The organism is Amycolatopsis sp. CA-126428 (genome assembly GCF_002904335.1).
Classification (GTDB): Bacteria; Actinomycetota; Actinomycetes; order Mycobacteriales; family Pseudonocardiaceae; genus Amycolatopsis.
The window spans coordinates 1-19,251 of the sequence record NZ_PPHF01000002.1; the positions used below are offsets into that span (position 1 = coordinate 1).

Sequence of the window (19,251 nt, forward strand, 5' to 3'; positions counted from 1 at the left end):
CGTGATCAACGCCTTCGCCATCACCTTCGGTGACCGCTGGCCGGCAGCCGAGACCTACTGATCAACAACGCCAGAAACACCGATCACGGGACAGTCCCTGATCGAGGGGGCATCTCGCGTGATTGGGAGGTCAACTCACGTGATTGGGGGGACGACACGAGTCAGCGGGCCCAGAGGCGGCCGATCCGGAGCTCGTCGCGGGTGATCCGCCAGGTTCCCCGCTTCACGAGTTGCTGCGGGTCGACCAGGACCACCGCGTCCGCGGCCTGCAGGGTGAGCGGGGGCGGAGCCGGGGTCGACGTCGGTGACGCCGGGGTCGAGGTGGGTGCCGAGGTCCGGGTGGGGGTCGGGGGTATGGTCCGGGTCGGGGTGGGGGTTGCGGTGGGTGCGGGGGCGCCGGGGGCGACCAGGCCCTCCGGGGGCACCACCGTCTGGGTGGACGCCGTCGTGTTGACCGCGACCCAGCCGTGGGTGAACGTCCGGGTCCAGACGCCGTTGGCCAGCCGGCTCGCCGCGTCGATCGCCTCGCCCAGGCCGGAATCCTGCAACGTCGACCACTCCGGGTCGCGGTAGTCGTCGGTGGTCGCGCGGGTCCAGCACGTGCGGGGTCCGGCGAGCAGGGCCGCGCTCGCGTAGCCGGACCGCTCCTCGCGCGCGTTGTGCGTCCGCGTGACCAGCAGCAGCAGGGACTCGCCGAGGGCGGCCTGCGCGCGCAGCTCCTGGAACTCGTTGCCGCGGAAGGTCAGCAGGCCACCGGTGCCGCCGTCCTCGCGGAAGCCGAAGTTCTCCTCCATCGCGCCGCCGAAGCGCGAATGCGCGGTCCAGCGGCCCGGCACCAGGTGCGTCTCGGACACGTTGGGCACCAGGAGCTTTTGCGCGTTCGTGAGGGCGTCGCCGGCCTTGGCCAGGAACGCGTCCAGGCCGTCGCGGAGCTTGCGGTCGGTCTCCGTGACGTTCGCCGTGCCCGCGAGCACGGCGGACGAATAGTGACTCAGGGAGTTGAAGTCGTTGTCCGCGAGCACCCCGTCCCAGCCCTCACGCTTCACCTCCGCCACGACGGCGTCGGTCCAGGCCTGCTGGTAGTCCGGGTTCCACACCGTCATCTGCCAGTGCCGCGGGTAGCCCTGCCACTCGATCCGCCGCCCGTTGACGTCCTGGGCGAACCAGTCCGGGTGGTGCTCCTGGGCGGCGACGTAGCCGATCCCGCTCGGCAGGAAGACCGCGTCCTGGCCGCCGTCGACCGCGCCCGGGTAGTTGCGCGTGCTCGAAAGGTCCTTGTACACCAGCACCTTCACCCGCGAGTTGAGCTGGTGCAGGCGGCGCATGGCCGCGCCCTGGTCGGCGTTGAGCACGACGACCTGGTAGCGCTTGGCCGCCAGCTCGATCTCCTGCGCCGTCGGCGGCTGGCCGATCCCGTACCACCACGCGCAGGGCGCGAGCGGCTTCGGCGGCGGGGCCGCGAGGTCCTGCGCCGAACTGGCGACGCAGCCGGCGAGGCAGCCGGCCAGCAGCACGAACGCGGCCGTCCAGCACGCCACCGGGTGGTGGCGCATCAGCGTTGCCTTCGGCACAGCAGTTCTCCCACCGTGAGGATGATGATCTTGACGTCGAGCCACAACGACCAGTTCGCGATGTAGTAGTTGTCGTAGCGCGCCCGGTCCGCGATCGAGGTGTCGCCGCGCAGGCCGTGCACCTGCGCCAGGCCGGTCAGGCCGGTCGGCACCCGGTGCCGGGCCCAGTACAGGTCGTGGACGGCGGAGAACTCGTGCACGAACACCGGCCGCTCCGGCCGCGGGCCGACCAGCGACATGTCCCCGCGCACGACGTTCCACAGCTGCGGCAGTTCGTCCAAAGAGGACCGGCGCAGGAAGCGGCCGACCGGGCCGACGCGGTGGTCGCCCACGACCGACCAGCGGGTCTGCGAATCGTCGACGGCGGCCTGCCGCACGCTGCGCAGCTTGTAGAGCACGAACGTCCCGCCGTCCATCCCGACGCGCACCTGCCGGAAGAAGACCGGGAACCCGCTCTCCACCGCGACCGCGAGCGCGCAGACCGCGATGACCGGCGCGAGGACGACGAGCGCGGCCGCGGCCAGCGCCGTCTCCACTGCGCGCTTGACCCACCAGCTCGGCCGCCGGGTCGGCGCGCCGCCCAGCCACACCAGCGGGTAGCTGCGGAGCCGGTCGACGCCCGGCCCGTCCGGGCAGAGCTCGAACAGGTGCGGCAGCACCAGGGTGACGCACCCGAGGCGGTGCGCGGTGATGGCGGCGTCGACGATCGCGCTTTCGCGGTCGTCGGCCGGGGCGAGGACCACCGTGCCCGCGCGCAGCCGGGCGATGGCGCCGGCGAGGTCGCCGTCGATCCGCTCGACCGGGAGGCCGGGCGGGACCGCCTCCGGGCCGGACGCCGCGACGCCGACCGGCAGCAGCCCGAACTCGGGGTGCTCCAGCATGGTGCGGACCAGTTCGCCGCCGATCCGGCCGGCCCCGACCACGACGGCCCGGTCGCAGCGCCGCAGCCGGCGCCGGCCCCACCGGCCGAAGGCGAAGACCGCCGGCCGGGCCGCTTCGCTGAGCACGGCGAAGCAGAGGACCAGTTCCTGCATCCGCGCCGTGGCGTCGCCGTCCATCCCGGCCAGCAGGCCGAAGCCGGTGACGAGCGCGAACGCCAGCGCGGTGGCGGTGACCGAGCGCGGCAGGTCCTGCAGCCAGGAGAGCCAGAGGCGGCGGCGGTGGACGCGGCCGGCCACCCGGGCTCCCGCGAGGGCCGCCGCGGTCACCGCCGCGCACGCCGGGCCGGGCCCGGTCCGCAGCACCGCGGCCAGCCAGGCGGCGGCGTCGACGGCGACGAGCAGCACGGCCACGGCGTTGACCCGGGCGAGCAGCGGGCGGGCGCGCACGGCGTCTCGCGGCCGGTCGCCCGGCCGGATCCGCCGCTGCGCCGGCACCGCTTCGGTGACGATCGTGTCCCTGAGTTCAGTCACCGGTCTCGACCTCTACTTGACATGAGGATTCCATTCTCGCTTTCTTCACGACTCAGCCATTCGAGGCAACACCGGCACGATCGGGTGATTTTTTCCTTGAAAGCCCAGAAATGCACTCGATCGGGGCGTCCAGCGAACCCGATCCGGTGATTTCAGGAAACACCAAGTAGTTCCGATGACGCGCATCCTTCCGGGGGACTTCCGGGGCCACTAAAGAAACCACACAACATAGCCGAATAGGACTGGACGGCCGCACCAAACCCGAGTCCGGACGGGTGACGGCCCAAAACGAGGACTACCAGACGAGGGGAATCGTGGCGCTCGAAGAAACCACCCTGGCCACACTGTCCGAACCGGATCGCACCGGTCCGGCTCCCACCGGGGGACGGACCGGCGGACGCGCGCACGTCGTGCTGCCCGCGTTCAACGAAGAAGCGTCCCTGCCGCCGCTGCTGCACCGGCTCGCCGACGTGGCCCGCACCGAGCAGGTCACCGTCTGGGTCGTCGACGACGGTTCCGCCGACGCCACGGTCGCCGTGGCCGAGGCGGGCTACGGCGGGCTCGACGTCCGCGTCGTGCGGCACGTGGTGAACCTCGGGCTCGGCCGCGCGGTGCAGTCGGGGCTGCGGGCGGCGCTGGAGGACGCCGGTCCCGACGACGTCGTCGTCGTGATGGACGCCGACGACACGCACGACCCGGAACTGATCCGCGCGCTGCAGGCGGAGATCACCGCCGGCGCGGACGTCGCCATCTGCTCCCGGTTCGTCCCGGGCGGCGACGACCGGACCGCCCCCTTCGGGCGGCGGCTGCTCTCCCGCGGCGCGGCGCAGCTGTTCCACCGCACCCTCGACGTCGACGGCGTCCGGGACTTCACCAGCGGCTACCGCGCCTACCGGGCGTCGCTGCTGGCCCGCGCCTCCGCCCACTGGGGCGAGCGGCTCATCGAAGAGCAGGGGTTCGCCTGCATGGTGGAGCTGCTGCTCAAGCTGCGCCACTGCCGCCCGGTGATCACCGAGGTCCCGCTGGCCCTGCGGTACGACCGCAAGCAGGGACCCAGCAAGCTGAAGCTGCGGCGGACCGTCGTGCAATACCTGAAACTGCTCGCGCGCGACCGGCTGAGCCCGGCGCCCTACCGGAAGCTGTGACCCGGTGACCCATCCCGACTCCGCGCACGTCGCCGTGATCGGCGGCGGCATCTGCGGCCTCGCCGCCGCCCACCGCCTCGTCCGCCGCGGCACCCGCGTGACGCTGCTGGAAAGCAGCGACCAGCTCGGCGGCCTCGGCACCTTCTTCGCCCACGGCGACCAGTGGATCGAACGCTTCTACCACTGCATCATGCCGTCCGACGCGAGCCTGCTGGCGCTGCTGGGCGAACTGGGTCTCCGGGACGCGGTGCGGTGGCGCGAAACGACGATGGGCATGGTCGTCGAGGGCCGCCGTCACCCGTTCAACTCCCCGCTCGACCTGCTCCGCTTCTCGCCGCTGCGGCTGCCCGACCGCGTGCGCTTCGGCGTGGTTTCGCTGCTGCTGCGCCGGTTGGGGCGCGGCCGCGACCTCGACGCGCTGCGCACCGAGGACTGGCTGCGCGGGCTCTACGGCGACGTCGTCTGGGAGCGGCTCTTCGCGCCGATGTTCGGCTCGAAGTTCGGGCCGTCCTTCGGGGACGTCCCGGCGCTGTACCTGTGGCAGCGGCTCGGCCGCGAGCGCAACGTCGCCACCCGCGGCTACCCGGACGGCGGCTACAAGACGATCATCGACGGGCTGCGGGCGTCGATCGAGCAGGCCGGCGGGGTGGTGCGGACGGCCACCCCCGTCCGGCGCCTGCACAGCACCGGCGGCCGCTCGGTCCTCACCCTGACCGGCGGCGAGGTCCTCGACGCCGACCACGTGATCTCCACCGTGCCGCTGCCCCTGCTGCGGCGCATCGCCGACGACGCGCTCGCCGCCCGGCTGCCGGCGACCGACCTGCCCTACCAGGGCGTGGTCACCGGCGTGTTCTTCCTCCGGCAGCCGGTCACCGAGCACTACTGGACCCCGGTGCTGCACTCGGGCACGGAGTTCGACGGGGTCGTCGCGATGTCCGCGCTCGCCGGCCCGCGCGACGGCCGCCACCTCGTGTACGTCATGCACTACACCGACCGCGACTCGCAGCTGTACCTCGACGACGACACCGCGATCGCGGCCCGCTGGTCGGCGCAGCTGCGCGGGCTGTACCCGGAGCTCGGTGCCGACGGCATCGAAGAGGTGCGGGTGTTCAAGGCGCCGTTCGTGGAACCGGTGTACCCGCTGGGGTACCTGGCCGCGCGGCCGCCGGTGACCGTGGACGGCACCGGCCTCCTGCTGGCCACCACCGCCCACGTCTACCCGGACGTGACGAGCTGGAACTCGAGCGTCGCCTTGGCGAACGACGTCGTCGCCCTGGTGGCGGATCAGCCCGCGGTCACCGAACCGGCCCGCTGATCGAGGAGGGCGCCGAGCGCCGTCACGATCCGGGCGGAGGCGGACCCGTCCCCGTACGGTGACGGGAGGTGGCGGAGGCGCTCGCGGTGGCCGGCCACGTCGTCGAGCCACCGCGCCACCTCCGGGCCGATCCCGGGACCCGGCACCACCCGCGTGCCGAACGTGCCGGCGATCTCGGGGCGCTCGGTGCTGCGCCGGACCACGACCACCGGTCGCTTGAGGACACTCGCTTCCTCCTGGATGCCGCCGGAATCGGAGACGATCACCGCCGCCTCGGCGGCGAGCGCGAGGAACGCCGGGTAGGCCTGGGGTTCCAGCTCGACCAGCGGCTCGAGCAGGTGCCGCAGGCCGGCTTGCTCGACGCTCTTGGCCGTGCGGGGGTGCAGCGGGAACACCACCGGCAGCGGCAGGCGGCCCAGTTCGCGCAGGATCACCGCGAGCCGGCCGGCGTCGTCGACGTTCTCCGGGCGGTGGATCGTGGCCAGCACGAACCGGTCCCGCTCCAGGCCGCGGGCGGCCAGCACCGCCCGCCGGTCTTCGGCGGACGGGAGCGCGGCCTGCAGTGCTTCGACGACGGTGTTGCCGGTGACGGCGATCCGTTCGTCAGGCACGTTTTCCGCCAGGAGGTGGGCGCGGTTGAGTTCGGTCGGCGCGCAGCACAGGTCGGCGAGGTGGTCGATCAGCACCCGGTTGTGCTCCTCGGGCATCGCCCGGTCGTGGCTGCGCAGCCCGGCTTCGACGTGCACCAGCGGCAAGTCGTGCGCGTTGGCCGCCAGCGCGCCGGCGAGCGCGGACGTCGTGTCGCCCTGGACGACCACCACCCGGCCGGGCCGCTCCGCCAGGACCTCGTCGACCGCGCTGACGGTCCGGCCGAGCTGGCCGCCGCGGCGGCCGGCGCCCACGCCGAGCTCGTGGAACCGGTCGGACGGCGGCAGGTCCGCGCGGATGCGCGCGTACAGCGAGCGGTCGTAGTGCTGTCCCGTGTAGACGACGGCGCACTCGTCGCCGAACACCCGCATCAGCGGGGCGAGCTTGATCAGTTCCGGCCGCGTGCCGCAGACCAGCGTGATCCCGCCGGTTCCGGCGGGCCGCACCGCCGGGGCGCTCCCGGTGGCGGCACGGAAATCTACGGTGGTCGTCGGCATGCGGCGCGGTCCTTTCGGGCGGTGAGTTCGCCGCACGCTACTGACCGGAACCGCGAAACCGGGGGCGACTCAGTCGATCGTGTGACGCCGCGGTGTCGCACCGGGGAATTGCGGACGCCCTAAGATGGGGCCGATCGGAATACCGGACAGGACGGCCCGCTCTTGCTGAAGAAATTCGCGATTCTGGCGCTCGTGGCGCTTTCGGCCACCGTTTCCGCCTCCGCTCCCCGTGCCGACGCCGCCCCGAACCTCCTGCTCCCCGACCTTCGCCAGGCCGTGCCGGGGTGCGCCGGCGGCAGTTCCGGCGAACTCCCGCTGTGCACCGCCTGGGACGTGTGCCCGGTGGTCGACGCGGCCGCCCCCAACGGCCGCTGCGTCGCGCCGTCGGTGGCGAAGGCCGTCCGGTTGCGGTTCACCAGCGCGGAGGAGAACGTCGGCGACGGGCCCCTGCTGCTGTACGGCCGCCGCGACAGCACGAAGCAGGACACCATGACGGTCCGGCAGGCGCTGCGCAACGGCACGGACGGTTCGATCCCGGGCAGCTACGAGGCGGCGCAGCGCGCCACCGGGGCCTTCACGTACTACGAGCCGGCCCTCGCCCACCAGCACTGGCACCTGATGAACTTCGAGCACTTCGCGCTGGTTTCCCCGCAGGGCGAGACGGTGGTCACCGACCGCAAGAACGGCTTCTGCCTCGGCGACCGGTTCCGCGTCCACGACGTCGACCGGCTGAAGAACGTGCCGGGCAACACGGGCGCCGACGCCGACCTCGCCGAAAACCTGCGCGGCAACATGTGCCGCCACCACGAACCCACGGCACTCGAGGTGCTCGAGGGGATTTCGGTCGGGGCGGGCGACGACTACAAGTACACGGTGGACTTCCAGTGGCTGGACATCACCCACGTCCCGACCGGCACGTACGACCTGGTGAACACGGTCAACGCCGACCGGACGCTGCTGGAGACGAACTACGGCAACAACTCTTCGGCGGTGGCCCTGGCCATCGCGTGGCCACTGGGGATGCCGGGCTCGGACGGGACGATCCCGGCCGCGCCGGTGGTCAAGCTGCTGCGCAGCTGCCCGGGACAGCCCCGCTGCGCTTGAGCCGCCGGTCGTGCGGCTGGACGCCGCTGCCGCGCTCGAAGGCACTTTGGCTCGGGCGGCCGGTTCGCGATGCTCGGCGGGCCGGCCGGGAACGCGGGCTGAGCCGTTGGGGCGCCGCCCCCGATTTCCACGCTACCGGAAGGCACCGACAGTTTGCCGCGGCCTCCGGAAGCCGCCGGCCGCCGCCGACGGGGTGAGCCACCGCCGGCCGGCTGAGGCGCCGCTGGCCGGCTGAGGCGCCGCTGATCGGGTGCGGCGCGGCCGGCGGGGTGAGCCGCCGCTGGCTGGCTGAGGCGCCGCTGACCGGGTGAGCCACCGCCGGCGGCCGGGTGAACCACCGCCGGCCGGGTGAACCACCGCTGACCGGGTAAGCCGCCGGCCGCCGCCAGCGGGTGAGCCGCCGCAGGCCGGGTGAGCCGTTGTGCGGCAGGGCCCGCTACCAGGGGCGGCCCGCCGTGAGGCGGGCCGTGAAGCCGGTTTCGTCGCGGTGCAACGTCACCTGGCTGCAGATCTGGTGGGCGATCCACAACCCCCGCCCCCCGATGCTGTGGGCCGCCGGCAGCAGACCGGCGAACGGGTCGGCCGGCCCTTCGCCCGTGTCGTGCACCGAGACCACCATCTGTCCCACGTCCGCCCAAATCCGGACGCGGACCGGTGGTCGGCCGTGGCGCAGGGCGTTGTCCACGATCTCGCTCACCGCCAGGACCAGGTCGTCGACCTCGGCCGCGGGCAGGTCGATCGGGGCGATCGCCATGACCGCCCGGCGCGCGTCCGCGGGCCGGGGGTCGGCCAGGTCCGCGAGTGGCGGGGTGCGCTCGATCGGGAGCGGCGTCATCGGCCGGGGGCCGGCCAGGAAGGACAGCGGGTCGATGTAGCCCGTGTTCGGGTGGTGGCCGCCGCCGGGGGTGGCCACGAACGGGTGCGTCCGGGCGACGTCGTCGAGGACGTGGCGCGGGGTCGTGCGGGTGTCGTACGCGCACATGCTGCGCAGCGGGAACTCGTCGTAGGCGTGGTTGACCGCCGACTCGTAGCGGGCCCACCAGTCCCACGACGTGTCGATCGCGGCCGGCGGGATCTCGCCGAAGATGCGGATCCCGGCCGCGCCGCCGGCGACGAACCGGGCCATCAGCTCCCGGTAGGACTTGATCGCCGCCGCCGGCCGGGCGTACAGGTCGCGGGTGGACAGGTACTCCACCCGCGCCGACGGCGGCAGGGCGCCGCGCAGCAGCTCGGCGCGCTCCGGCTCCATCGACACCAGCGTCGGCTCGCCGGCGGCCAGCCCGCCTTCGAGGAACGGCACGGCGACGGCGAGCAGCTCCTCGTCGCGGTCGTAGTGGACGGCGGCGTGGTCGTAACCCCGGTCCTGGCCGACGCTCATGCGGCACGCTCCACGCGCACGCCGGTCAGGTCCAGCAGCTCGACGAGCCGGGCGGCCGTGGACGACCGCGTCCGCAGGACCACCGTGGTGGCGTGCCGCTCGGCGTAGCCGGCCAGATCGACGAGGCTGCGGTGGTCGACGAAGTCCAGGCCGGCGGCGTCGATGGCGATCGTGCCGCCCTCGGGCCGCAGGCCGGCGCGCTCCAGCGCCAGTGGCCACAGCCGGCGGGACTCCAGGTCCAGGTCCCCGTCGAGCGCCGCGGCGCTGCCGTCGCGCACGTGACCGTGCAGGTGGAACGGTGCCCCGCCGCCGGGGGCGGGCGGGTGCATGCACGCGAGCTGCGCGACGACTTCGCCGCCGAGCTCGGCCACGTCGTAGCCGCACATCGCGGACATCGGGTGTTCGGCCATGTAGCGGTCCACCAGGTGCTCGTAGCGGGCGAAGGCGTCCAGCTGGGCCGGCGTGCGCACCAGCGACGTCGCGTCGGCCGCGACCCGCAGCCCGGTGAACCCGGCCGCCAGCGCTTCGGACGTCGCCGCGGCGTAGTGCTCGACCTGGCCGGTGGGGTCGACGACGGCTCCCGTGCGGTAGGTCGCGTCGATCGAAGCGACCTGGACGGCCCCGCGTTCGAGGCCCTCGTCGCAGCGTTCGTCCGCCCGCAGCTGCCCGGTCAGCGCGGCGTCGTCGCCCGGGGCGACGTAGAGCACCCGCTCGCCGGCCGCCAGGCCCTCGGCCAGGAACTCCTGCGCGTGGGCCACGAATTCGCCCCGCCGCCGGTACCCCCGGCAGACGTGGTCACGGGCCGGCGAGAACGGTCCGCTCTCCCGCTCGGTCGGCATCAGCACGGACCGAGACTACGCCGCCGGGCCCGCTCCCGGCCACGCCGCGGGGTCGCGGACCTCGGCCGCCGGCTTCGCGCAGACGCAGAACAAGTTGTCCTCCGGGTCGGCCAGGACGACCCAGTCGTCGGCCGGGTCGTCCTCGACGTGGCGGACGAACCGCGCGCCCAAGCCGACCAGCCGGTCGACCTCGTGCCGCTGGTCGTCCGTGTAGAGGTCCAGGTGCATCTGGTCCCGCGCCGACACCGGCGCCGAGGCCCGTTGCAACGACAGATTGACGTGCGGGCCGCGCAGCAACCGGAAGTCGTCGGCCCCGGATGTCGGCTCGAGGCCCAGTGCCGCGCTCCAGAAGCGGGTCATGGCGTCCAGGTCGGCGCAGTTGATCACGGTGCTGCCCAGCCGGATGGCCATGGTCGTCTCCCCGTCTTGCCGCTCGGTGCCCCCCGGCTACCCGCTCGGCCGGGCGGTGAACCCCGGGTCGTCACCACCGCTCCGTCCTCAGGATTCGAAGGCGCCGAGGTCGGGGGCGCTGCCTTGGTAGGGCAGGCCGACGTTGGTGCCCTTGTCGATCAGCCGGCTGCCCGCCGCCAGGCGCAGGTTCGGCAGCACCGGGAGGCTGCCGTCGGCCGGGCGGCGCGCGTCCCAGCCGGCCGTCGACACGCTCCGGAACTGCGCGTCCGACAGCGTGCCGCCCAGGTTCCACGAGTTGTACGAAGCGCTCGTGCCGGACATGTTCGACGTCAGGGTGCCCGCGTAGGCGATGTTGTTGCGCAGGTTGCCCAGCCCGGTGGCCGCGCCGCTCGCGGTGATGCCGAGCATGTTGTAGTCGGGGTGGTTGTTGTAGCTGGTGTTGTTGAAGTAGTCGTTGGCCAGCGTGTGGTGGTTGGCGTAGAAGCCGGCGGAGCGGTTGTCGAACGCCACCGACGTGCGGACGGTGTGCTTGACGCCGTTGCTGACGTACTTGCCGCCGTAGCCGCCCATCTTGAAGCCGTTGCCGTTGCCGGATGCCGTGGTGGTCTGCGGCAGGTAGCCGTTGCGCCAGGCCCACGAGTTCTCGATGGTCACCGGCGAGAACGCGTTGATCAGGTCGAACCCGTCGTCGGAGTTCCACCACGCGCGGCAGCCGCGGAAGACGTTGCCCGGGTGGCCGGCGGAGATGTGCGCGCCGAACCCGTCGGCGCTTTCACCCGCCCCGTTGGACGTCCGCGGGTCGTAGTTGTCGTGGGAATCGGAATTCAGGACGAGGTTGCCGCCACCGTCCTGGACGAACAACCCGGGTCCCATGTTGTGGTGCAGGTTCAGCAGCTCGAACGTGTTGTCGCTCCCGGAGATCCAGATCCCCCACGACTCGTGGTTCAGGGTGTTGTTCTGCGGCACGCCCTTGACTTCCAGCCCCTTGAGGTGGATGAAGTTGCCGGTGACGTCGAAGCCCTTGATCCGGCAGTCGTCGCTGACGCGGGAGAAGTCGAAGACGGGCGTTTCGCCGGGGTAGGCCCAGTAGCGGATCGGGTTGCCGGAGGTGCCGCTCTTGTTCAGCGTGATCGCGTCCACCCGGTCGGTCTGGCTCGCGCAGGCCTTGTTCGCCCGGGAGTAGGCGTAGGTGCCACCCCGGAGGTACACCGTGTCACCGGCCTGCGCGACGGCCTGGGCGTGCGCGACCGACGCCCAGGGCGCGGCCTGCGTCCCGGCGGCGCTGTCACTGCCCGCCGGAGCGACGTAGTAGGTCGTCCCGGCCGCCGGGCTGCCCGCGGCGGCCGGGGCGCCGGCGACGGTCGCCGCGGTCGCGAACACCACGAGGGAGATTGCGAGTTTCATCGGCACTCCAAAGGTCAGTCGCAGCTGCCGGAACACGGCACGAACGGTGCCGTGGTGCCGGTCAGCGTGGTCGTGCCGAGCGTCAGCCCGGCGGAGCTCGCGGTCACCGTGACGGTGCCCGCGCCCGTCGCCCGCACCAGGCCGTACGCGACACCCTGGTAGGCCTTCCGCACCGGGCCGCGGAAGGTTTCCTGCACCGGGCTCCCGCTGTCGACCGCGACCAGCTCGCCCGGCCCGCTGACGCTGAACGTGATCGGCGCGGACGAGCCGGTCACCACGCGGCCGGACGCATCGGCCACGGTGGCCTTGACGTACGAGACGTCGTCGACGTCCGTGGACACGGTGGCGTGGTCGGGCGTAAGCAGCACGCGGTTCGCCGTGGTACCGGTCGCCGGCGGTGACGTCGTGGGCGCGCCCCACGTGCGCTGCCACGAATACCCGATCGGCCGGACCGTGCCCACGCCGTCCAGCAGGCCGAAGTCCGGCTCACCGCGCGGCCACAGCCCGTCCGCCTCGCCCAGGTACGCCGCGCCGGTCCACAGGAACAGGCCGGTCACCATGGCGTTGTTCCGGACCGTCGTCCACGCCGAGGTGTCGGTGCCCATCTCGGTGAAGAGCCCGGCCCGCGCCGGCGACGTTTTCGCGGCCTGGATGACCTCGTCCGGCCGGTAGTTGCCGCCGAAGACGTCGACGAGGGTCCGGGTGGTCCCGGTGACGTCGCCGCTGTCGGCCGGCCGGAACAGCGCCTGGGTGACCGGACGGCCCGGGTCCAGCGCGTGCGCGATCGCGGCCATCCGGGTCAGCAGCGGCGTCCGGGTCGCGATCGGGTCGCGGATCTCGTTGCCGGTGCTCCACATCGCCACGCTGGGGTGATTGCGATCGCGCAGGACCACGCTCGTGGTGTCCACCTGGTACCAGGGCACCGAGCCGCTCGCGCCGGGCACCGCGGGCGTTCCGGTCGGCGCGGCCGCCGTCCGGTTGAAGTAAGTCGCGTAGTCACCGACGTCGGAGTACTTGTGCTGGGTCCAGACGTCGAAGAACTCGTCGAGGACCAGGAACCCCATCCGATCGGTCAGCTCGAGGAACGCCGGGCTCGGCGGGTCGTGCGCGGTGCGGATGGCGTTCACCCCGAGGGCCTTCAGCTGGGCGAGCCGCCGCTGCACGGCCCGCTGCGGGGCCGCCATCCCGAGCCCGTGCAGGTCCTGGTGCAGCGCGACACCCTGGAACTTGACGTTCTTGCCGTTGAGACTCATCCCGGTCGAAGCGCTGAACGTCAGCGTGCGGATACCCACCGAGGTGACGTCGTCGTCCACCGCGGTCCCGCCCACGAGGACGGTGGTGGCCAGCGAGTACAGGTTCGGGTTGGCCAGGTCCCACAGCTTCGGGTTGCTCACCGGCACGTCGAAGGCGAAGGTGGCCGACGCCCCGGCGGCGACGGTCTTGGCCGCCGTGGTCACCGCGGGCAGCGCGGCCCCGCCCGGGTCGCCGAGCACGCCCTGGACGCTGACGCTCGCCGCCGCGCCCCCTTCGTTGACCACCGTGGTTTCCGCGTGCACGGTGTTGACGTTCGGGGTGGTGACGTGCGTGGCCCACTGGCCGACGTGCACCGGATCGGTCGCGATCAGCCGGACGTCACGGTAGATCCCGGCCCCGGTGTAGTAGCGCGACGCCGGTTGCGCCGTCGTGTCCGTCTTGACCGCGACCACGTTGTCGCCGCCGAGCTTCGCCGCCGCCGTGACGTCGTAGCGGAAACCGGTGTAGCCGTAGGGGTGGGTGCCGATGAGCGTGCCGTTGACGTACACGCTCGCGTTGGCCATCACGCCGTCGAACTCGAGGAAGATCTTCCGGCCCGCGGGCACCCCGGCCAGCGAGAAGTGCTTGCGGTACCAGCCGATGCCCGAAGGCAGGTATCCGCCGCGGCCGGTGCTCGGCGCCGACTGCGAGAACGGGCTCGCCGGCGGGTTCTTGCCCTCGATACTCCAGTCGTGCGGCACGCTGAGCTTGCGCCAGCCGCCGTCGTTGTAGGACGAACCCCCGGCACCACTGGCGTCGCCGTAATTGAACAGCCAGCCGGCGTCGAAGTCGGTGACCGTCCGGTAGTGGTTGACAGCGGCGGTACCGGACACCACGGTCAGCGGCGCGAGCACGAGCGCCAGTACCCCGACGAGGACTTTCCGCAGCGTCGACACCGTCATCACCGGGCCATCGCGAAACTCGGGTGCGGCGGCTGGTTGTACGCGGTGTTCTGCCACGCCACGGCCTCCCGATATTGCCGGTCCTGCATCAGCGACACGTGCGAGATGCTCGTCGAGTCGGTGGTCGAGTAGATCCGCAGCGCCCGGTTGTCCGAGGTCGGCCAGACGACCTCCTCGCGCCAGTCGCCGAAGAGGTCGGCCTGCAGCGACGGCGTGTTCTTCGTGCCGTTGTTCGCGTGCACGCCGGAGGCGGTCAGCAGCCGGGTGTCGCCGCCGGTGCCGTACTTGTCGATGTGGGTGCCGTCCAGCAGCTCGCGCTGGGCGTCGCCGTCCCAGTAGATGACGAAGTTCGTCGACGACGGCTTGCGCCCGATGTTCTGGCCGCTGGTGTTCAGCAGCCCGGACACCGCGGACGACCACGACTCGGCGCCGGGGCTGCCGGCGTAGATGTCGTCCGAGACGCCGCGCCCGTTGTCGCAGTTGCAGGAGGCGTTCTGCCAGATGATCTGGCCGGTCTTCGCGTCGGCCATCCAGGCGGCGGGCTTGGACTTGTCTTCGTCCACTTTGAACTCTTCCAGGCCCGGACGGCCCGGGATCAGGTCACCGACGTGCATGGCGTCGCCGTGGCCGAGCCGGGTGTTCCACAGTGGACTGCCGTTGTCGTCGATCGCCATGGCGCCGAAGACGATCTCGTCGCGGCCGTCGCCGTCGGTGTCCGCGATGGCCAGCTGGTGGTCGCCCTGGCCGGTGTACTGCGAGCCGGCCGAGTTCGAGTCGAACTTCCACCGCTCGGACAGCGCGCCGCCGCGGAAGTCCCAGGCCGCGATCACGGTCCGGGTGTAGTAACCGCGGCTCATGATCAGGCTGGGGTGGGAGCCGTCCAGGTAGGCCGTCCCGGCCAGGAACCGGTCGACGCGGTTGCCGTAGCTGTCACCCCACGAGGACACCGTGCCGCGCGGCGGGTCGTAGTTCACCGTGGACACCGCGGCACCGGTCTGCCCGTTGAACATCGTCAGGAACTCCGGGCCGGACAGGACGTACCCGCTCGAGTTGCGGTAGTCGGCGCTCGCGCTGCCGAGCACCTGGCCGGTGCCCGACCGGGTGCCGTCCGCGGTCTTCATCGCGACCTCGGCCTTGCCGTCGCCGTCGTAGTCGAAGACCTGGAACTGCGTGTAGTGCGCGCCGGCGCGGATGTTGCGCCCGAGGTCGATCCGCCAGAGACGCGTGCCGTCGAGCCGGTAGGCGTCCACGTAGACGTTCCCGGTGTAGCCGGACTGCGAGTTGTCCTTGGAGTTGGTCGGGTCCCACTTCAGCACGAGCTCGTACTGGCCGTCGCCGTCCAGGTCACCGGCACTGGCGTCGTTCGCGGTGTAGGTGTAGCTCTCCCCGGACGGGGTCGTGCCGCCGGCCGGCGGCTGGATCGGGACGTCGCGGGTGCTTGCAGCGGCACCGCTCTGCAACGTCAGCGAGTCTTCCGCGGCGAAGGCCGACATCCGCTCGACCCCGCCGGTCACCGCGCGCACGGTGTACCGGGCCCCCGCCGGGGCGCCCGCGTCCACGAAGCTCGTCGGCCCGCCGACCGGGGCCGCGGTCACCTTCGTGCCGTCGCGGTAGACGTTGAACGCCACCCCGGCCGGGTCGTCGGCGAGCAGGCGCCAGCCGACGGTGTTGCCCTGTGCGGTGTGGACGCTGACCACCCCGCGGTTCAGCTTGTCGATCTGCGGTGCGGCGGCCACGGCCGCGCCGGTGGCCGGAGCGGGCACCAGGCCCACCACGACCACGCCCGCGGCGGCCACGACGAGCCGCCTGCCGAAGTTGCGCATGGTTGTTCCCTTCCGGGTTCAGCGGAGATAGGCGACGAGCGGGAGGGCGAGCTCACGGACGCCCTGCAGCACGAGGTCCGACATCCGGTTCGCGCCGTAGGCCGAGAAGTGCGTGTTGTCGGTGACGCCGTCGGCGGCCTGGGTGAGGTAGATCTGCTGCGACGCCGCCGGGCCGAGGGATTCGACCAGGGCCTTGCTCTTCGCCGTCAGGTCGATCACCGGCACGCCCGCGCTCTTCCCCAGCGCCCGGATGACCGCGGGCAGGTCGGCGCCCACGCCGTTGACGTGCAGGGCGGTCGGCGTCAGCTTGCTGCCGCTGAACAGCCGCCGCACCGGCGGCGTCACCAGCACCGGGACGCCACCGCGTTCCCGGACGCCGTCGACCAGCTTGGTCAAGTTGTCGCGGAACGCCGTCGCCGACGTCTGCTTGTCGTTGTGCCCGAACTGGATGAGCACCAGGTCCCCGCTCTTGATCAGCGGCTTGAGCGTGGGGAACAACGCCTTGTTCGCCAGGAAGCTGCCGGAGCTTTCGCCGGAGTCCGCGTAGTTGGCGATCACGGCGCCGGAGCGGACGGCGGTGGGCAGGACCTGGCCCCAGCCGGTGTAGGGCGCTGTGGGCTGGTCGCAGACGGTCGAGTCGCCGGCCAGGTACGTCACCAGCGGGGCCTGGGCCGCGGTCACGGTCAGCGAGCCGATCGCGGGGGCGCTGCCGCCGAAGGTGATGTCGAGGCCCGCGGTGCCGGTGCCGCCCTGGCCGGTGGGCTGCCCCTCGGGGTTGCGCACGTTGACCGTGACGGTCGTGGGGACGACCTGGCCCGCGCTCGTCGAGACGGCGTTCAGGACCTGCCTGCGCGCCTCCACCGACATCGACGTGCTGGCCGCCTTCGTCGTGCTGCCGAGCCCCACGGTGACGTCGTAGTTCCCCGGCGCCACGGCGAAGTGGCACTTGATCGGCGCGCTGCCCGAGCACTGGGCGGGAAGCGCTTTCTGGACGGCCGCGGCCACCGCCGGCACGGGAACCAGGGTGGCCGCGGCCAGGCCGGCGAGGATGACCGCTCGCTGCCTGAGGGACATGAGGACTCCTTTGTCCTGAATGGATCAGTCTGCCGCAGCTGGTCGTGAGTGGTAATGAGGGTTCTAACCCTCATTACCACTCACGACCAGGGGTGTCAGCCGGCCGTGCAGGCGCTGCCGTTGAGCGTGAACGCCGCCGGGGCCGGGTTGGTGCCGTTGTAGGTGCCGTTGAAGCCGATGCCGGTCGAAGCGTTCGGCGCCAGCGTGCCGTTCCAGCTCAGGTTCTTGGCCGTGACGCCGCCGCCGGACTGGGCGAAGGTGGCGCCCCAGCCGGGCAGGGTCACCTGCTGGCCGCCGGCGAAGGTGAAGGCCAGGGTCCAGCCGTTGACCGCGCTCGTGCCGGTGTTCGTGATGGTGACGTTGGCGGTGAACCCGTTGCCCCCGCCCCAGTTCGAGGCGGTGTAGGCCACCTTGCACGCGCCGGACCCGCCGCCCGCGCTCGTCGTCGCCGTCGCGACCCCGGAGCCGGCCGAGGTGTTCCCGGCGGCGTCCCTCGCCCGCACCTGGTACCGGTACGTGCTCGACGCTGTCAGGCCGCTGTCGGTGTACGACGTCGTCGCGGCCGAACCGACCACGGCGAACGCGCCCCCGCTCGCTCCCGGCGCCCGGAGGACGTCGTAGCCGGTGACGCCGACGTTGTCGGTCGACGCGGCCCAGCTCAGCGTGGCACCGCTCGACGTCACGCCCGACACGGCCGGCGTGCCCGGCACCGACGGGGCCTGGGTGTCGGCCTGGCCGCCGCCGTAGATCGTGGCTTCCTTCGACGTCTGCCGGATCCCGTTGGCGCCGTTGAGGAACCGCTCGCCCCACGCCGTCAAGCTCGCCGGGTCGAAGTTGTTCGTCATGTCGAGGTAGGCGACGTCGCTGCTGTTGCCGCTCCAGGACCAGCCGAGGTAGCCGAGGCCGCGGGCCTGCGCCTGGGCCATGATCGTGTCCTCGTCCGGGTTGCCGTCGGTGTGCATGTTGCCGAACTCGCCGACGACCAGGGGCAGCCCGGCGGTGCGGAAGGCGTCGAAGTACGCGTTGATCTCGGCGGCGGTGTCGTAGACGCCGTACATGTGGATGGAGAAGACCGTGTTGTGCTGCGGGTCGGCGGCGAAAACCGCCGAGGCGTTGTCGCGCATGATGTTCTGCCAGTCCTGGCCCCACATCGGCGCGTCGGCCATCAGCAGGTGCTGCAGCCCGGCGGCCCGCAGCCGCTTGATCGCGTTGCTCGTCGCGCTCGTCCAGGTCGCGCTGACCTGCTGGTCGTTGCCGAACGGCTCGTTGCCCAGGTTGATGACGACGTAGTTTTCCTGGCCCTTCAGCGCGTCGGCCACGCTGATCCAGTAACTGGCCGCCTGGTCGAGGGTGGCGGCCCCGCTCTGCTCGCCGTACCCGGTGGTGTCGTGCGCTTCCAGGACGCAGATCAGCCGGTTCTGCTTGCACTGCCCGATGACGCTGGTGACTTCGGCGGCCGGGGTCGGTCCCCACCGCTGCCCGCTGCCGAGCACGACCCGGACCGTGTTGGCGCCGAAGGACTTGATGTCGGCGAAGGCACGGTTCTGGCTCGGGTACCAGACATACGCGTGGTTCACCCCGCGCATGACGAACGGCGAGCCGTTGCCCTCGAGGATCCGGGTGCCGTCGACGTGCAGGCCGGTCGCGGTGGGCGTGCCGGTGCCGAGCGCGGCGACCAGGGCCGGGTACCAGCGGCTCTCCATCTTCTGGATGCCGGTGGTGTTGTTCGGGTGGACGCCGTCACCGGTGTCGGCGGCGGTGTCGAAGCCGGTCCACTGGTCGACGACGGTGATCGGCGACGCGGCCGTGGAGTGCGCCTGCGCCCAGCCGGGGATGGCGTTGTTGAGGTCCACCACCCGCTGGCCGCAGGCGGCGCAGGTGGCCGGGTTCATCGGGATGATCTTCGCGACGATCAGCTTGGTCGCCGGGTTGGCGGCCCGCAGCTGGCCCAGCAGCGTGGTGTAGGCGTCGAGGATCGTGCTCGCCGGGATGTTGTTCCAGACGTCGTTGGTGCCCAGGTGCATCAGGACGATGTCCGGGTGCGTGGACGACAGCCAGCCGGGCAGCTGGTTGTCCCGGACGATCCCGGTCGCCAGGAACCCGCCGTGGCCCTCGTTCTCACCGTCGTAGGTGAATCCGCAGCCCTGCGCGGGCAGGGTGCCGACGAAGTCGATGTCGGTGTGGCCGGTCTCCTGGAGGTGTTTCCACAGCAGCGCGCGCCAGCAGCCGGGCGACCCGGTGATGGAGTCGCCGAGCGCCATGATCCGCGTGGGCGTGGCCGCCCCGGCCGCGGCGGGGGCGACGACAGCGCAGGCGGCCACCAGGAGGCCGGCCACGAGCGCGCGGAGGAATCGCCAGTTCATTACCGACCTCCTGGAGAACCACTCGACAGGAAAGTTTCAGGCTGGGAGCGCTCCCACGGTAACACGGGACCC

Annotated in this window: 14 protein-coding genes; 3 read left to right on the plus strand and 11 right to left on the minus strand. The window is 72.0% G+C overall.

The genetic code is table 11. The annotated features are described in order from the left end of the window. Positions 1–161: 161 nt before the first annotated feature. Together C2L58_RS00620 and C2L58_RS00625 are read right to left on the minus strand one after the other, a co-directional pair. Positions 162–1,571, minus strand: a complete 1,410-nt coding sequence (locus C2L58_RS00620; RefSeq protein ID WP_103334897.1) for a putative glycoside hydrolase family 15 protein — start codon at positions 1,569–1,571, stop codon at positions 162–164. After that, positions 1,553–2,983, minus strand: a complete 1,431-nt coding sequence (locus tag C2L58_RS00625; protein ID WP_103334899.1) for an exopolysaccharide biosynthesis polyprenyl glycosylphosphotransferase — start codon at positions 2,981–2,983, stop codon at positions 1,553–1,555. The genes C2L58_RS00620 and C2L58_RS00625 overlap by 19 nt, the downstream gene beginning before the upstream one ends. 314 nt (positions 2,984–3,297) lie before the next feature. On the opposite strand from C2L58_RS00625, the gene C2L58_RS00630 reads away from it, so the two are divergent. Both C2L58_RS00630 and C2L58_RS00635 read left to right on the plus strand, forming a co-directional pair. Then, positions 3,298–4,128 (plus strand): glycosyltransferase, encoded by an 831-nt coding sequence (locus C2L58_RS00630; protein ID WP_103334901.1) that lies wholly within the window; start codon positions 3,298–3,300, stop codon positions 4,126–4,128. Positions 4,129–4,132: 4 nt separating this feature from the next. After that, on the plus strand, positions 4,133–5,443 hold the full coding sequence (locus tag C2L58_RS00635; RefSeq protein ID WP_103334903.1) for an NAD(P)/FAD-dependent oxidoreductase: 1,311 nt from the start codon (positions 4,133–4,135) through the stop codon (positions 5,441–5,443). Here C2L58_RS00635 and wecB read toward each other — a convergent pair. Then, entirely contained in the window at positions 5,413–6,588 is a 1,176-nt protein-coding gene (gene wecB / locus C2L58_RS00640) for a non-hydrolyzing UDP-N-acetylglucosamine 2-epimerase (RefSeq protein ID WP_103334904.1), read from the minus strand. The two genes, C2L58_RS00635 and wecB, sit on opposite strands and share 31 nt — an antisense overlap. Positions 6,589–6,750: 162 nt before the next feature. Here wecB and C2L58_RS00645 point away from each other — a divergent pair, with 162 nt between their 5' ends. Next, complete coding sequence (locus C2L58_RS00645; protein WP_103334906.1) at positions 6,751–7,692, plus strand: lysyl oxidase family protein; 942 nt, start codon at positions 6,751–6,753, stop codon at positions 7,690–7,692. 436 nt (positions 7,693–8,128) lie between these two features. Here the strand turns inward: C2L58_RS00645 and C2L58_RS00655 are convergent, their stop codons facing one another. From C2L58_RS00655 to C2L58_RS00690, 8 genes are all read right to left on the minus strand, one after another. Further along, a complete protein-coding gene (locus C2L58_RS00655; protein WP_103334910.1) occupies positions 8,129–9,070 on the minus strand; it encodes an anti-sigma factor RsbA family regulatory protein in 942 nt (313 codons plus the stop codon). Then, complete coding sequence (locus C2L58_RS00660) at positions 9,067–9,909, minus strand: MEDS domain-containing protein (RefSeq protein WP_103334964.1); 843 nt, start codon at positions 9,907–9,909, stop codon at positions 9,067–9,069. The genes C2L58_RS00655 and C2L58_RS00660 overlap by 4 nt, the downstream gene beginning before the upstream one ends. A 15-nt stretch (positions 9,910–9,924) precedes the next feature. Beyond that, entirely contained in the window at positions 9,925–10,320 is a 396-nt protein-coding gene (locus tag C2L58_RS00665) for a VOC family protein (RefSeq protein WP_103334911.1), read from the minus strand. Between the two features lie 87 nt (positions 10,321–10,407). Further along, positions 10,408–11,724, minus strand: a complete 1,317-nt coding sequence (locus C2L58_RS00670; protein ID WP_103334913.1) for a right-handed parallel beta-helix repeat-containing protein — start codon at positions 11,722–11,724, stop codon at positions 10,408–10,410. Positions 11,725–11,738: 14 nt separating this feature from the next. After that, positions 11,739–13,919 (minus strand): glycoside hydrolase family 2 TIM barrel-domain containing protein, encoded by a 2,181-nt coding sequence (locus C2L58_RS00675; RefSeq protein WP_199191032.1) that lies wholly within the window; start codon positions 13,917–13,919, stop codon positions 11,739–11,741. Beyond that, positions 13,919–15,742, minus strand: a complete 1,824-nt coding sequence (locus C2L58_RS00680; RefSeq protein WP_103334916.1) for a rhamnogalacturonan lyase — start codon at positions 15,740–15,742, stop codon at positions 13,919–13,921. The genes C2L58_RS00675 and C2L58_RS00680 overlap by 1 nt, the downstream gene beginning before the upstream one ends. A gap of 18 nt (positions 15,743–15,760) precedes the next feature. Continuing rightward, positions 15,761–16,816 carry a rhamnogalacturonan acetylesterase gene (locus tag C2L58_RS00685; RefSeq protein WP_103334918.1) on the minus strand — a complete coding sequence of 352 codons (1,056 nt, stop codon included), beginning with the start codon at positions 16,814–16,816 and terminating at the stop codon, positions 15,761–15,763. Positions 16,817–16,911: 95 nt separating this feature from the next. Then, complete coding sequence (locus tag C2L58_RS00690) at positions 16,912–19,179, minus strand: cellulase family glycosylhydrolase (protein ID WP_103334919.1); 2,268 nt, start codon at positions 19,177–19,179, stop codon at positions 16,912–16,914. Positions 19,180–19,251 lie beyond the last annotated feature (72 nt).

What these genes read in the sequence shown, in the direction of transcription:
- wecB (WP_103334904.1), bottom strand. Translation starts at nt 6,588, where the DNA reads ATGCCGACGACCACCGTAGATTTCCGTGCCGCCACCGGGAGCGCCCCG.
- C2L58_RS00655 (WP_103334910.1), bottom strand. Translation starts at nt 9,070, where the DNA reads ATGAGCGTCGGCCAGGACCGGGGTTACGACCACGCCGCCGTCCACTAC.
- C2L58_RS00660 (WP_103334964.1), bottom strand. Translation starts at nt 9,909, where the DNA reads ATGCCGACCGAGCGGGAGAGCGGACCGTTCTCGCCGGCCCGTGACCAC.
- C2L58_RS00665 (WP_103334911.1), bottom strand. Translation starts at nt 10,320, where the DNA reads ATGGCCATCCGGCTGGGCAGCACCGTGATCAACTGCGCCGACCTGGAC.
- C2L58_RS00670 (WP_103334913.1), bottom strand. Translation starts at nt 11,724, where the DNA reads ATGAAACTCGCAATCTCCCTCGTGGTGTTCGCGACCGCGGCGACCGTC.
- C2L58_RS00675 (WP_199191032.1), bottom strand. Translation starts at nt 13,919, where the DNA reads ATGACGGTGTCGACGCTGCGGAAAGTCCTCGTCGGGGTACTGGCGCTC.
- C2L58_RS00680 (WP_103334916.1), bottom strand. Translation starts at nt 15,742, where the DNA reads ATGCGCAACTTCGGCAGGCGGCTCGTCGTGGCCGCCGCGGGCGTGGTC.
- C2L58_RS00685 (WP_103334918.1), bottom strand. Translation starts at nt 16,816, where the DNA reads ATGTCCCTCAGGCAGCGAGCGGTCATCCTCGCCGGCCTGGCCGCGGCC.
- C2L58_RS00690 (WP_103334919.1), bottom strand. Translation starts at nt 19,179, where the DNA reads ATGAACTGGCGATTCCTCCGCGCGCTCGTGGCCGGCCTCCTGGTGGCC.